Origin of the sequence: Paenibacillus sp. LHD-38, from assembly GCF_031157315.1 — a bacterium.
GTDB lineage: Bacteria > Bacillota > Bacilli > Paenibacillales > Paenibacillaceae > Pristimantibacillus.
Map to the genome: position 1 here is coordinate 69,032 of NZ_JAVIFU010000024.1, position 12,597 is coordinate 81,628.

The window sequence follows — 12,597 nt, forward strand, 5'->3', positions numbered from 1 at the left end:
AAGCAGGAACCCCTTAATGGGATACGCTGCTTTTTTCTTGCGCATTTTTCTTGTTCCGTGAGTTCGTCCATAAACCGGCAGCGATGGTGATAATGATTACAAGAATGACGAAAGCCCAGAAGTACAGCTGGTTTTCGAAAAATTCCTTGAATGCTTTTTCATGCGTAATCATCTTCGCGGCTGTGTAAGCGAGAACCGCAGAACCGACATAAACGATCCATTCGAAGCGGTTGATCAGCTTGATAAAGAGGGTACTGCCCCATACGACGACGGGGACGCTGATAATTAGGCCAAGGATAACGAGCAGCGTGTCACCGTGTGCCGCACCGGCAACGGCGATAACGTTATCGATCCCCATTGCCGCATCAGCTATGATTATCGTTCGAATCGATTGCCAAAGCGTATTACCGGATTTAATCCCGTCATGCGGGTCTTCTTGTACAAGCAGCTTATAAGCGATCCATACTAAGAGCAGACCTCCGACAAGATTAAGCCAAGGTACATTTAGAAGCTGCACGACGAGAAGGGTGGCGATGATCCTTATACCGACCGCACCGGCAGTTCCCCAGATGACCGCTTTCTTTTGTTGATCCTTTGGCAGATTCCGAGCTGCCAGCCCTATTACAATGGCGTTGTCCCCGGCCAATATCAGGTCGATGAAAACGATGGTCAACAGGGCGGAGAAAAACTCAACTGAGAATAATTCCATAAGTAATTTCCCTCCTTCCATTAACTAACACTTCTTGAAGTCTACATTAAATACGGGCGGTAGAGAAGAGGGATTCATTTTTTTTTGGACATATTCACCACAGCTTGTTCATACCTCTGATAGAGGGGGTGTGAAACGTGGACAGCCTTATAATATTTATCGAAATCGTGCTTATTAATGTATTGCTTAGCGGTGACAACGCCATCGTCATTGCCATGGCGAGCGGGCAGCTGCCGCCTGAGCAGCGCAAACGAGCCGTGTGGTGGGGCGCTGCTGCCGCGGTCGGCCTAAGATGTTTGTTGACCCTCGTAGCCATCAAGCTGCTCCAAGTGCCGTACTTACAGGCCATAGGAGCACTGCTCTTGCTTTATATCGCAGTGAAGCTGCTTGCAGAGGCAGGGGGGCAGCAAGATAATCACAACGTTAAAAAAGCGAAAACGATCGGTGCGGCAATCTGGACAATTGTCGTCGCTGATTTTGTCATGAGCTTAGATAATGTTCTGGCTATAGCGGCCGTAGCCGATGGAGACCCTATTTTAATCTCGCTAGGCATAGCACTCAGCATTCCGATGATCATTTGGGGAAGCCAAATGCTGGGTACGCTGCTGCAAAAATTTCCGGCTCTTTCTTACATTGGAGCAGCGCTGCTCGCCTATGCAGCCGGAGAGATGCTCATGCATGATCCAGGCCTCGATCAGCTGTTATTTCACGGTTCCAAGACGCTTTCCGAAGCGGTTCCGCTGCTTTGCGTACCGCTTGTAATCGCGCTTGCAGTTGTCAAAAAGAAGCCAGTTTCAACATGATTATGACACGCTCCGTTCACGCAAAATAATGCGGAACGGTTTTTTTTTGTTCAGACCCCCGCTACGTACTGGTATTTTTGTCTCAGTTCCTATAAACTAATATAGATAAAAACTGTCGTCTTTCGTCACAATATGCGATTGGCGTTGTAAGGAGCGGAACGCGAATGCCTAATAACAAATATTCCGCTGGAATCATTTTGCTGTTAGCCGGGGTCGTTATTTTGTTGGGCAAGTTAGGTGTATTCAGCTTTTTGGGCGCAATCTTCTGGCCGCTGCTCGTCTTGATTCCCGGAGTCCTTCTGCATGTGCTGTACTTCGGCAGATTAGTTCCGGCGGTTGTGCTTGTCCCAGGCGGAATGCTCGTCGTATATGCCCTGCTGTTTGTCGTTTGCAACCTTTTTGGATGGGATAGCTTGAAATATTTGTGGCCGCTGTTTATTTTTGGAGTGGCAGCCGGCCTTTACGAATATTATTTGTTCGGTTCATCCAGACCGCGTGTTGTACTCACGGCATCGATTGCGCTTGCTGCCGCATCGGCTGTGTTTGTCGTTCTTGTGCTTTTGTGGAGCTGGGGGATTTATGCGATTGCTGTTGCGTTAATTGCGGCAGGTGTTTGGATGATGCTAAGCAAACGCAGACGTTGGTAAGGAATTAAATAAAAAACAATTGGAGTGGATTACTAGTTATGCAAGCAAGAGAGAATTTACGGAATATCGCCATTATTGCCCACGTTGACCATGGTAAAACAACATTGGTTGACAAGCTGCTACAACAATCAGGTACGTTTCGCGATCATGAAGCAGTACAGGAACGCGCAATGGATTCAAACGATCTTGAGCGTGAACGCGGTATTACGATTTTGGCAAAAAACACGGCAATCAATTACAAAGATTATTTGATCAACATCGTGGATACGCCTGGACATGCTGACTTTGGCGGCGAGGTTGAGCGTATTATGAAAATGGTTGACGGCGTGCTTTTGGTTGTCGATGCTTTTGAGGGCTGTATGCCGCAAACGAAATTCGTATTGCGCAAAGCGCTTGAATCGAATCAAACACCGATCGTGGTTGTAAATAAGATTGACCGTCCGAACGCAAGACCGCAAGAAGTTGTAGATGAAGTGCTTGACCTCTTCATCGAGCTTGGAGCAAACGATGAGCAGCTTGAGTTCCCTGTTGTTTATGCTTCAGCGCTCATGGGTACATCAAGCCTTGATCCAGAGAAGCAAGACGAGAACATGGAAGCTCTTTATGAAACGATCGTAAGCAACATTCCATCACCTACCGAGGATATAACACAGCCATTGCAATTCCTCGTTACGCTGCTTGATTACAATGAATACCTTGGCCGTATTGCCGTAGGCCGCGTCAACCGCGGAATTATTAAGCAAGGTCAAACCGTTGCGGTAATGACACGCGAGGGCGGCAATAAACAAGCGCGCATCGAGAAACTGTTCGGTTTCGTAGGACTTAAGCGCGTGGAGATTGAGGAAGCCGGAGCGGGCGATATCATTGCAATCGCAGGTATTCGCGAAATCAATATCGGTGAAACGATTGCTGATCCACAGAAGCCAGAAGCTTTGCCGGTTCTCAAAATCGACGAGCCTACGCTTCAAATGACATTCCTTGTAAACAACAGTCCGTTTGCAGGACGTGAAGGCAAATGGGTTACTTCCCGTAAGCTTCGTGAGCGCCTCTTCAAAGAGCTTGAGACTGACGTAGCGCTTCGCGTAGATGAAACAGACAGCCCGGATGCCTTTGTCGTTTCCGGACGCGGCGAGCTTCACCTAGGGATTCTAATCGAGAACATGCGTCGTGAAGGCTTCGAGCTTCAAGTATCCAAGCCTGAAGTAATTATCAAGGAGATCGACGGCTCGAAGAAAGAACCTTACGAGCGCTTACTAATTGATACGCCTGAAGAAAGCATGGGCGCTGTTATGGAAAGTCTAGGAACGCGCAAAGCAGAAATGCTTAACATGATCAATCACGGAAACGGCCAAGTTCGTTTGGAATTCAGAATTCCTGCACGCGGCTTGATCGGTTACCGTACGCAATTCTTGACATTGACACGCGGCTACGGCATTATGAACAACGCATTTGACAGCTATGGTCCACTTGCGGGAACAGGCGTAGGCGGCCGTCACCAAGGCGTTCTTGTAGCGAGTGAAAATGGTACTTCCACTTTCTACGGTATGATGGGCGTTGAGGATCGCGGAATCCAGTTCTTGGAGCCGGGTACTGAAATCTATGAAGGCATGATCGTGGGCGAACATACCCGCGAGAATGACATCATCGTTAACATTTGTAAAGTGAAACAGCTGAACAACATTCGTTCTGCTGGTAAAGACGATACCGTAACGCTTAAGAGCCCGCGTCTATTCTCGCTTGAGCAAGCGCTTGAGTACTTGAATGATGACGAGTATTGTGAAATTACGCCAAAATCGATTCGTCTTCGCAAGAAGATCTTGAATAAGAGCGAGCGCGAGCGTGCGGACAAAAACCGTAAAAATGCTCAAGCGAGCGTTTAAGAGCTGAACTTTAAACAAACGTAAGGTTTTGCGCATGCAGAGCCTTACGTTTTCTTTGAAAATATGTGGGATTATAAGTGATGAAACTTATAATCCCACTTATATTTCACAGTGATACTCGCGCGCTGTGCAACTAATTGGCGGCGAAAGCCGTTTACAATCACAGAAGGGGGATTAAGGCATGCAGGCATGGCTTAGCGACCATAAGCTCATTTCTTATCTGATTATTTTAGGTTTCACGATATACATATTCAATAAAGTGTTTCGTGCTCAGCAAAAGTTACCGTTGTTGAAAGAAATACTTGTATATGCGTTAATTGCGTTCGGTTCGTTCGTTCTCATGATTTTACAGGTGGATAAACTTCCGATTATTCAATGTATGGGTGTGGCAGTCCTTATGATGTTAATGCTTCGGGGCCGTCAGCTATATGACAAATGGAAGGGCCGCAAATCCGGCGGGAATGCATCTCAGAATACGGAGTCAGGCAAATGAAGCTGGAGGATGCTCTATTTAACTGGCTGCAGATTAAGCTGGTTGCTACGGCTCGCCAAGACGACCAAGCGGCGCTCGATACACTTGCTTTTTTTGAGCAGATATTAACGGAGGATCATGGCTTGACGGACTTTGCTATAACGAAGACCGACGATACGATGATTCATATTAAATATGAAAAGGATGGACGCGCCAAACTGCAGTTTTATCCTCGCGAACTGGGCGAACAGCTGCTCTCGGACATCGAATCGAATCCCAAATATAACTGAACTTGAAGGTGGAGCATATGAGTAAAGGATCGACGGCGTTACCTCCAAGAACGGGCTCGCGCCAACCGGCAAAACCAAAAAAACAGAAGCCACGCAAGAAGCGCTCGGTGCTTAAAACATTCTTTGGACTGCTGTTTGCGTTACTCCTCATCGTGGCTGTGGGTCTTGCGTATCTCGTTTTTAAAGCAGATAACGCAGTTGACCAAATTTCCGCGCCTGCGGATACGGAGGTCGTTATTCCTGCTGGCGAGTCAGTAAAGGAGAAAGCTGTTGCAATGCTCTTGATGGGCATTGACGCGCGTTCTCACGGCGGCGGTTTGAATACGGACGTGATGATGGTAGCGGTATTTAATCCGAATTCAAAGTCGGCGACGGTCGTAACTATTCCGCGCGACTCGAACATCGATGTGGATGGTTATCGTGCACGCAAAGCGAATAGCTTTTATGCTGATTTTTATATGAACGCCCTTAATGAGAAGAAATTGAAAAAAGAAGCAGCTTATGCGGACGCCAAGCAAGAAGTGCGTAATGTAATGAGCGAATTGTTTGGTATTGACATAAAATATTCAGCAGTCATTAATTTTCAAGGTTTTGCAGATGTTGTAGATGCGTTAGGCGGTGTCGAAGTAGATGTCGATATGCGGATGAAATATAAAGATTCCGCAGATGGCACGAACATTGATCTTGAAGAAGGCGTTCAAGTATTAAGCGGAGATAAAGCGCTTGACTTTGTCCGTTACCGGAAGTCCAATAACGGCAAGAATATGTCAAGTGACTTTGAACGAAACGCACGTCAGAGCCAAGTCGTCGGCGCGCTAACGGACAAAATGAAGTCGTTTGACGGCGTGACAAAAATCGGTTCCGTGATCGAAGCCGTAGGGGCGAATTTAACAATGGATATGCCCTCCAAAGAAATCAAAAATATGATGACCACCTACTTGGGCATGAGTCGGGAGGATATCACCTTCATTCCGCTTGAGGGAACTTGGAGAAGTCCATATGTTTATCTGGACGATACGAAGCTGGATGAAGCACGGGCTGCGCTGCAGGGAAAATTGGCTGAATAACCGTAGACTCTAGCTAATATGTTAGATATAATACATCTACAGAGGCCATTTTTGAAATCTGTTCAGAAGGAGGTCATGCGAATGACCAATACCGTATCCGTAGAATTCGAACTTGCGATCGAAGTTTTGCCAAAACAAGCATTCATTCTATTGCCTAAGATCGATGCGGCTTCTGATGATTTGACCTCGAGCATTGCAAAAGGCGGGGACGCGATGAATAACGCCGCGTGCTTGTCCGCTGTTGCTGCGTGCGACAAACCGAATAAGAACCGTGCAGCGGACAACTTGGATGTACAAGTTTTCGCTGCAATGAAGAAAGCCTAGTGGTTAGCTCACTAGGCTTTTTGTGTCTTCAGGGCATCTTTACAATTTCTTATTCATTTTTGGAGCATCTTGCTTCTCTGGCTCCTGAGGCATGATATCTCGCGGCAGCTGTGGAATTAATCTTCCCATAATATCAGCCATTTCTTCGGCAAATCCGGCGATAGGTCTGCCGCGCTTAACATCGGCACCGATTTCATTGATTCGCTGGGACAAATCCATATCAGCTGTTACGAGAGCGTCTATGCCGTAAGGGTCCTTGCGAAAGGCTTCTGCAACAGAGTATTTAATCGTCCCGACTCTAGAGCGCTCCATCTTGGCATCTACATCGATGCCGACAATAGCTGTATTTCCGAACACGACACAGTGCGCGTTCGTTACTCCTTCAATTCCTTTGGCCAACTGCTCCAGATGTGCCGCAACCTGCTCCGAGTTCTTAATTTCCTTTTTCCTTGGTTCGGTTTGCTGAGCCTGGACACGGCCATTATTTCGTGGAGAGGGTGATGTCTCATTACGTGCGACGGTGCTGCATCCTGTCGCTACAATCGCAACAATGATCGCTGAAGTAAGCCATTTGAACATGTTTGCCACCTCTTTTTTCTCGTTGAAAAACTAAATGTCACCAGTCCGCCATAGTTTACCCGCAGCAGTGTTATGCTATGTATGGCCTCTAAAGAATATCCAACGCCGGGAGGGTTCTCATGAAAAAAATATTCGTGCTCGATACAAATGTGCTGCTTCATGATCCGCAAGCAATTTTTGCTTTCGAGGATAATGAAGTCATAATTCCCGCGGTAGTGTTGGAGGAGATTGATTCTAAGAAGAGGTTGGCTGATGAATTAGGAAGAAATGCGCGCCAAATCTCGCGTCTGCTTGATAAGATGAGAGAAAAAGGGCATTTGCACGAGGGCATCGAGCTTCCAAGCGGCGGCTTGCTGAAGGTTGAATTAAATCACCGCAGCTTTATGCGCGTGCAAGAAATGTTTGGAGAAATGACAAATGATAATCGGATTTTAGCGGTTGCGCTGAATTACCACATAGAGCAGGAAAATGAACCTGAGAAACAAAGCATCGTATTAGTAAGCAAGGATGTGCTCGTACGAATTAAGGCGGATGTCCTTGGTCTGCAGGCGCAGGATTATTTATCGGACCGAGTGGTCGTATCCTCTGACTTTTACGCAGGCTACATGACGCTGTATGTGCATCCTGCAGTTATTGATGAGTTTTACACCTATCGCTTCCTAACAGTCAACAACATGCATTTAAACATCCGGCTGAATCCGAATGAGTTTGTCATATTAAGAGACGAAATGGGAACCTCTAAGTCAGCTCTGCTGAAAGTCAGCCAGGATGGGGCGAGACTTGAACCGTTGTTTCTAAGCAATGATCCCGTCTGGGGCATAACGGCACGCAATGCCCAACAGCGCATGGCGCTGGAGCTGCTTTTAAATGATGATATCCCGCTCGTGACGCTTTCGGGCAAGGCAGGGACAGGTAAGACGCTGCTCGCGCTTGCAGCGGGCCTTCTGAAGACGGAGGATGAGCATAAGTATAAGAAGCTGCTTATCGCGCGTCCAGTCGTTCCAATGGGCAAGGATATCGGTTATCTGCCAGGTGAGAAGGAAGAGAAGCTTCGTCCGTGGATGCAGCCGATCTATGATAATTTAGAGTATTTGTTTGACACTAAGAAGTCGGGCGATATCGATAAAATACTAATGGGCATGGGAAGTATTCAAGTCGAAGCGCTAACCTATATCCGCGGACGTTCGATTCCTGGACAGTTCATCATAATCGACGAAGCGCAAAACCTAACGAAACACGAAGTAAAGACGATCGTATCTCGTGTGGGAGAAGGAAGTAAAATCGTGCTCATGGGTGACCCGGAGCAAATCGATCATCCTTACCTCGATTCCATAAGCAACGGTCTGACCCATATCGTGGAGCGCTTTAAAGGAGAAGGCACAAGCGGTCATATGACGCTGGAGAAAGGCGAACGCTCCAAGCTGGCGCAGCTCGCGGCTGATTTATTGTAATCAGAGAAGGCGTACCCCCTTATCGTTGAGGGGGTCTTTTTTTGTGATCAAGCTGGTAGGAATCACGATCATTTGGACAAAACTGCTATTTCTTGTTATCCTATTTCTAGTAGATTTAAGGATGAAAGGAAGAAAGCTGTGACTCCCAGAAAATATGTGCCATTTTTATTAGGCACTTTACTGTTAGCCGCATTGTTGCTTATCCCCTTCTCGAGAGATGCGAATCCAACAAGCGTAAAGAAGCCTGACGGGAAATCAAGTGTCCAGCCCGTTCCGGGCGAGCTTGTCGTCGATCAACTTGCCAACATTCATGTAAACGTTTCCTTATCGGATCCACAGTTCCAGCAGCTTCAGGAACTAAACATAAATTTTATGATGAAATATCCACATATTCAAGTTAAGCTGACAAACGAGCCGTCTAAAAATAAAGCATACGACCTATGGGTGCTTCAGAGCCAGCAAGGTGAAGCCGCGGATATTATCCTGCTTGATAATGGTTGGGTAAGACCGTTCGCGGTGCGCGGGTTTCTAAAGCCTGCTGACAGCATTTTAACAGGAGATGCGCTTTCAGACCAGATGTCCGGCCTGCTGGATCCGCTCAAATGGAATGGATACTTATGGGGCATCCCCAAGGATTTAAATCCGTATATGATCGTATGGAGCAGTTCGCTTCTTGCCGAGGCGGGGTTAAAGGATCCGCCTGCGGATTGGGATTCTTATCAGTCGGCCGCTTTAAAAATAATCGAGCTCCATCCACAGGCAAGCATAGTAAACTGGACCGCTGGTGATTTACAGCAGCAACTGGCATGGCTGGCAGCCTTTCAATCCGAACAAAGCAACGTGCTGAATGTTTTGTCTGTAAATGAGAGTCAAGAGCATCAGCTTGAATGGTTTCAGGATAAGGAGACGAAGGTTAGCCGAATAAATAGCGATGAGAGGACTCGATTAGAAGAGGCTTTCCAAAATAATCAATTGCTTGCAGCCATTATTCCATGGAACGACTACGAGATGCTTAATGAGGTTACCCGAAATAAACTGACCGTCGACCGTGAACAAATTTATTATCCTTGGTTAAACGGGCGCAGCTACGTGATCTCATCGAGCAGCAAAAGCGAAGAAGAAGCGATGCAATGGATACAGGAAATGACCGATATAAACAACCAACAGGTCAGCTATGACCGTTCAGGCCAGCTGCCCGCCCGGGCATCGCTGTATGCTTTTAACAGCTCGCTTCAAAGTGTACAATCCCATATACCGCCTGCATGGTGGAAGAACGTGCTGGATACGAATAAAACGGATGTGCAGCTTGTAAGCCCGGATCCGTTTTGGCCCGAAAAATGGCAGCAGCGAGAGAGGCTATGGGAACAATTTTCCGAGAACCGCTTTGAAATTGCAGCTTATCTTGACGCGTTAGAAGCTCTGGTTAAATGAAAAAGAGCCTGACCCTCATCATTATGGAGGACAGGCTCTTTCTTGTTGCAACAGGCAAGGGAGAAAGGAGGAAGACGCTAAAGCTTAAGACTAAGCTTGATAGTGAGTTCGCCATCCTTCATTTCAACGGAATTGGCTTTAAGGAAGGAGACAATCAAATCAGGATAGAAACCCAAATCAAACTCCTCCTCTAATGCGCTTCTTGTCGTGTCGGGCAGGGTAAAGCCGTTAAACAGCAGCTCATCGACATGGAATAGGATAGCATTTTTGGGATCATTCTCAATGGTGTAATGACCGCTTATTTTAATTTCCATATTATCGCGTTTGCCTTGTGCTATGACTTTACCATCAACGAATTCAAATGCGAAATTGTTAAAAATGTCATTTTGCTCCCGCAAAAAAGAATTCAAATCGTCTTCAGGTACGCGAATGGTGTACTGAAAACCTTTAATTTCGAGCAGCTCCTTATTGTCCTGTACCCAGCTTGGCAGCTTTCGCATTGCTTTCGACAACGCGCGGAAATACTGTTTGACTTCATCGATGCCGGCGGTTTCCCAGTATGAGGTGAGCTCTTTCATCAAGATCCTTATTCGATCCGCATCAGATCGGCCCGACAGCTCTTCATCAAGCTGTTTTTCGAGAGCCAGCACTCTCTCTCTCTGCGTTCTGAGCTGCTCCTCTATGGCAATTAGCTCGTCCTGCCTCGTTTCAAGCTGCGTATAACCTTCCTTAACCTTGCGATATTGCTCAACGTATGTATTCAAGGTATGCTTGTCATGGGTAAGTATAATTTCGGCATAATCCAGCATTTGGAACAGCTCTGATAATGAATCGAACGATAGAAGAGCGCTAAGCAAAAAGTCCCGTTCTCCCATATAATAAGCGCGCAGGACGCTGCCTGCTTCATCTTGTTTGTCCGATATTTGCTGCTCCTGCAGCATAAGCTGCTTCTCCGTCTCCGTCATGGTCAGCGTGAGCTGCTCTTTCTGTTCCCCGATGCGCGCGATCTCTTTGTCGATTTCTACGACGGATAAGCTTTTTTCAAGTAAGGAATGAATATCCGCCTCATCTACAGGCAGTGGCTCTGCCCATGCGGAAGACTGAAACAGAAGCAATACGACAACAAGCATCGCCGTGGCTGCTACGGAAATACGATTACGCTTGGCTGGCAAAGTCAACGGCATCGTCCCTCCTCAGCATTCATTTTATGCGGAAATCCATTCTATTATATCTTACATTTGGAAAAGGATGAACCTTATCATGAACGAAAAAGAGCTGGCAGCTTCCATTGGAACAGACATTGCAGCTTCATCCTTAATAGGCTGGCCTGTCAATTCACGCGGTGAAGACCGCAGCGTGCCTTGTATTTCATTCCTTCGTTATATGAATGCTTGCCTATACGATGTCCAATACGGCTATTACACTTCTGGGCCAACCCGTGTGGGGAAGGATGGTGATTTTTATACAAGCTCAGGCATAGGACAGGTGCTTTCGGAAGTGCTTGCGGGCTATGCGATAACTTATGGGAAAACGTTAAACGTACCATTGAAGCTTATCGAATGGGGAGCGGGAACAGGCAGATTGTCTGCGCAAATTGCTGCCGCCGGCAGAAGGCGAAGCCATAGCTGGAATTCGAGCTTTCAGCCGATTCTTATCGAGGATCATCCTCTTCACATGCAAGAGGCGAGGCAAACCTTTGCCGACCTAAGCAGCTCGGGTGAAGCTGGGCAGAAGGCGCATTTTTTTTCATCCAATGAGGCATGGGAAGCCAGCTGTCTGCGAGAGCCGGCTCTGGTGCTTGCTAATGAGCTGTTGGATGCATTTCCGGTACATCTCGTCGCTTGTATAGATGGACAGATTGTGGAAATTGGCGTTGCCGGCGATGCAGCGCAAGGCTTTTATGAGGTATACATGCCGCTTACGGACTCGAGAATTAGTGGATGGCTGGAAAGGGATGGCATAAAGCTTAGGGAAGGCCAGCGCACGGAGATTCATTCAGGCGCAGCCGATTTTTTGAAGAGGCTTGGATCTGTGATGACGAGGGGACGTCTTATTCTCATCGATTATGGCCATGAGGCTGACGAATACGCGGCGGAGCATCGGATGCGGGGGACATTGATGTGTTACTGGCGGCATATAGCAAGCGATAACCCGTATATCAGAATAGGCCAACAGGATATTACCTCGCATGTGCCATTTACTTTTGTGCGGAATGAAGCACTGGAGAGCGGATGGAGAGTGATCGACTACATAACCCAAAAGCAGTTCTTGATCGAAAACGGAGTGCTGGAGATGCTTCAAAACTATAATGGTACGGATCCCTTCAGCGAGGAAATGCGAAAAAATCGAGCGATTAGGCAGCTGCTTCTTAGCGATCAGATGAGTGAATCCTTTAAAGTCATGGTGCTCGACAAAATATAGCCAGTACATAGAAAAAAGGTGCCAATCCTATAGGATTGGCACCTTTTTCTAATCAAATACAAGTATGTACAGCAGCTGCTGTTACGTCACTTATACTCCGTACCTCATAAGCTTTCTTGGAACGGCTTGCCTTGGTTAGAACGGCAAGTCCATCTTGAAGACAGACCAATACGTGAAACCCACGAATGAAATGATCATATATCCCCAGAACATAACGATGTATGTTCTTTCGGAGAAGTTCAAGTAGCCTAGAAATACGAAAGCAACGGCCTGCGCGAAAAACAATAGCGCAAATTCCGTCATATGGCCTGCGAAAGCCATTAGTCCGATTACCAGGGTCCAAAAGCCAAGTACCCGATACATGCGTGCCATGATAATATCCCCCTCTCGCTGCGACCCGATTTTCTAATGATCATTATAACGTTTGGCGAAATAAGTGTAAACCAAAATCAGTGACGAAATCGCAAACTTTTTGTATTCATACGGTTAATGCCTGCAGACTTAGATATAGTTTGCTCAAATA

Annotated in this window: 14 protein-coding genes; 10 read left to right on the forward strand and 4 right to left on the reverse strand. The window is 46.8% G+C overall.

The features are described from left to right. Positions 1-13 precede the first annotated feature (13 nt). Positions 14-709 carry a TerC family protein gene (locus RCO25_RS20390; protein ID WP_308997966.1) on the reverse strand — a complete coding sequence of 232 codons (696 nt, stop codon included), beginning with the start codon at positions 707-709 and terminating at the stop codon, positions 14-16. Positions 710-846: 137 nt separating this feature from the next. On the opposite strand from RCO25_RS20390, the gene RCO25_RS20395 reads away from it, so the two are divergent. The 7 genes from RCO25_RS20395 to RCO25_RS20425 all read left to right on the forward strand — a co-directional run bounded on the left by RCO25_RS20395 (position 847) and on the right by RCO25_RS20425 (position 6,192). Further along, positions 847-1,512: a TerC family protein gene (locus RCO25_RS20395; RefSeq protein WP_308997967.1), complete on the forward strand. Its 666-nt coding sequence runs from the start codon at positions 847-849 to the stop codon at positions 1,510-1,512. A 164-nt stretch (positions 1,513-1,676) separates the two neighbouring features. Beyond that, positions 1,677-2,159 carry a hypothetical protein gene (locus RCO25_RS20400; protein ID WP_308997968.1) on the forward strand — a complete coding sequence of 161 codons (483 nt, stop codon included), beginning with the start codon at positions 1,677-1,679 and terminating at the stop codon, positions 2,157-2,159. Positions 2,160-2,197: 38 nt separating this feature from the next. Continuing rightward, positions 2,198-4,039: a translational GTPase TypA gene (gene typA / locus RCO25_RS20405; RefSeq protein ID WP_308997969.1), complete on the forward strand. Its 1,842-nt coding sequence runs from the start codon at positions 2,198-2,200 to the stop codon at positions 4,037-4,039. Positions 4,040-4,220: 181 nt separating this feature from the next. Then, positions 4,221-4,532: a YlaH-like family protein gene (locus tag RCO25_RS20410; protein WP_308997970.1), complete on the forward strand. Its 312-nt coding sequence runs from the start codon at positions 4,221-4,223 to the stop codon at positions 4,530-4,532. Then, positions 4,529-4,801 carry a hypothetical protein gene (locus tag RCO25_RS20415; RefSeq protein ID WP_308997971.1) on the forward strand — a complete coding sequence of 91 codons (273 nt, stop codon included), beginning with the start codon at positions 4,529-4,531 and terminating at the stop codon, positions 4,799-4,801. The genes RCO25_RS20410 and RCO25_RS20415 overlap by 4 nt, the downstream gene beginning before the upstream one ends. Before the next feature lie 17 nt (positions 4,802-4,818). Continuing rightward, positions 4,819-5,868, forward strand: a complete 1,050-nt coding sequence (locus RCO25_RS20420; protein ID WP_308997972.1) for an LCP family protein — start codon at positions 4,819-4,821, stop codon at positions 5,866-5,868. An 81-nt stretch (positions 5,869-5,949) separates the two neighbouring features. Beyond that, a complete protein-coding gene (locus RCO25_RS20425) occupies positions 5,950-6,192 on the forward strand; it encodes a hypothetical protein (RefSeq protein WP_308997973.1) in 243 nt (80 codons plus the stop codon). Positions 6,193-6,231: 39 nt separating this feature from the next. Here RCO25_RS20425 and RCO25_RS20430 read toward each other — a convergent pair whose 3' ends face one another. Continuing rightward, positions 6,232-6,771 carry a YhcN/YlaJ family sporulation lipoprotein gene (locus tag RCO25_RS20430; protein ID WP_308997974.1) on the reverse strand — a complete coding sequence of 180 codons (540 nt, stop codon included), beginning with the start codon at positions 6,769-6,771 and terminating at the stop codon, positions 6,232-6,234. A 119-nt stretch (positions 6,772-6,890) separates the two neighbouring features. On the opposite strand from RCO25_RS20430, the gene RCO25_RS20435 reads away from it, so the two are divergent. Further along, positions 6,891-8,222 (forward strand): PhoH family protein, encoded by a 1,332-nt coding sequence (locus RCO25_RS20435; RefSeq protein ID WP_308997975.1) that lies wholly within the window; start codon positions 6,891-6,893, stop codon positions 8,220-8,222. Positions 8,223-8,360: 138 nt separating this feature from the next. Further along, positions 8,361-9,653: an ABC transporter substrate-binding protein gene (locus tag RCO25_RS20440; protein WP_308997976.1), complete on the forward strand. Its 1,293-nt coding sequence runs from the start codon at positions 8,361-8,363 to the stop codon at positions 9,651-9,653. A gap of 77 nt (positions 9,654-9,730) precedes the next feature. On the opposite strand, the gene RCO25_RS20445 is transcribed toward RCO25_RS20440, so the two are convergent. Further along, positions 9,731-10,837: a coiled-coil domain-containing protein gene (locus tag RCO25_RS20445; RefSeq protein WP_308997977.1), complete on the reverse strand. Its 1,107-nt coding sequence runs from the start codon at positions 10,835-10,837 to the stop codon at positions 9,731-9,733. A gap of 76 nt (positions 10,838-10,913) precedes the next feature. Between RCO25_RS20445 and RCO25_RS20450 the strand changes: the two genes are divergently transcribed. Continuing rightward, complete coding sequence (locus RCO25_RS20450) at positions 10,914-12,074, forward strand: class I SAM-dependent methyltransferase (protein ID WP_308997978.1); 1,161 nt, start codon at positions 10,914-10,916, stop codon at positions 12,072-12,074. 135 nt (positions 12,075-12,209) lie between these two features. Here the strand turns inward: RCO25_RS20450 and RCO25_RS20455 are convergent, their stop codons facing one another. Continuing rightward, the gene (locus RCO25_RS20455) at positions 12,210-12,446 is read right to left on the reverse strand and encodes a DUF2626 domain-containing protein (RefSeq protein ID WP_053375484.1); all 237 of its coding nucleotides are present in this window, start codon (positions 12,444-12,446) and stop codon (positions 12,210-12,212) included. Positions 12,447-12,597: the final 151 nt, after the last annotated feature.

What these genes read in the sequence shown, in the direction of transcription:
- RCO25_RS20455 (WP_053375484.1), bottom strand. Translation starts at nt 12,446, where the DNA reads ATGGCACGCATGTATCGGGTACTTGGCTTTTGGACCCTGGTAATCGGA.
- RCO25_RS20445 (WP_308997977.1), bottom strand. Translation starts at nt 10,837, where the DNA reads ATGCCGTTGACTTTGCCAGCCAAGCGTAATCGTATTTCCGTAGCAGCC.
- RCO25_RS20390 (WP_308997966.1), bottom strand. Translation starts at nt 709, where the DNA reads ATGGAATTATTCTCAGTTGAGTTTTTCTCCGCCCTGTTGACCATCGTT.
- RCO25_RS20415 (WP_308997971.1), top strand. Translation starts at nt 4,529, where the DNA reads ATGAAGCTGGAGGATGCTCTATTTAACTGGCTGCAGATTAAGCTGGTT.
- RCO25_RS20420 (WP_308997972.1), top strand. Translation starts at nt 4,819, where the DNA reads ATGAGTAAAGGATCGACGGCGTTACCTCCAAGAACGGGCTCGCGCCAA.
- RCO25_RS20425 (WP_308997973.1), top strand. Translation starts at nt 5,950, where the DNA reads ATGACCAATACCGTATCCGTAGAATTCGAACTTGCGATCGAAGTTTTG.
- RCO25_RS20400 (WP_308997968.1), top strand. Translation starts at nt 1,677, where the DNA reads ATGCCTAATAACAAATATTCCGCTGGAATCATTTTGCTGTTAGCCGGG.
- RCO25_RS20410 (WP_308997970.1), top strand. Translation starts at nt 4,221, where the DNA reads ATGCAGGCATGGCTTAGCGACCATAAGCTCATTTCTTATCTGATTATT.
- RCO25_RS20435 (WP_308997975.1), top strand. Translation starts at nt 6,891, where the DNA reads ATGAAAAAAATATTCGTGCTCGATACAAATGTGCTGCTTCATGATCCG.
- RCO25_RS20430 (WP_308997974.1), bottom strand. Translation starts at nt 6,771, where the DNA reads ATGTTCAAATGGCTTACTTCAGCGATCATTGTTGCGATTGTAGCGACA.
- RCO25_RS20450 (WP_308997978.1), top strand. Translation starts at nt 10,914, where the DNA reads ATGAACGAAAAAGAGCTGGCAGCTTCCATTGGAACAGACATTGCAGCT.
- typA (WP_308997969.1), top strand. Translation starts at nt 2,198, where the DNA reads ATGCAAGCAAGAGAGAATTTACGGAATATCGCCATTATTGCCCACGTT.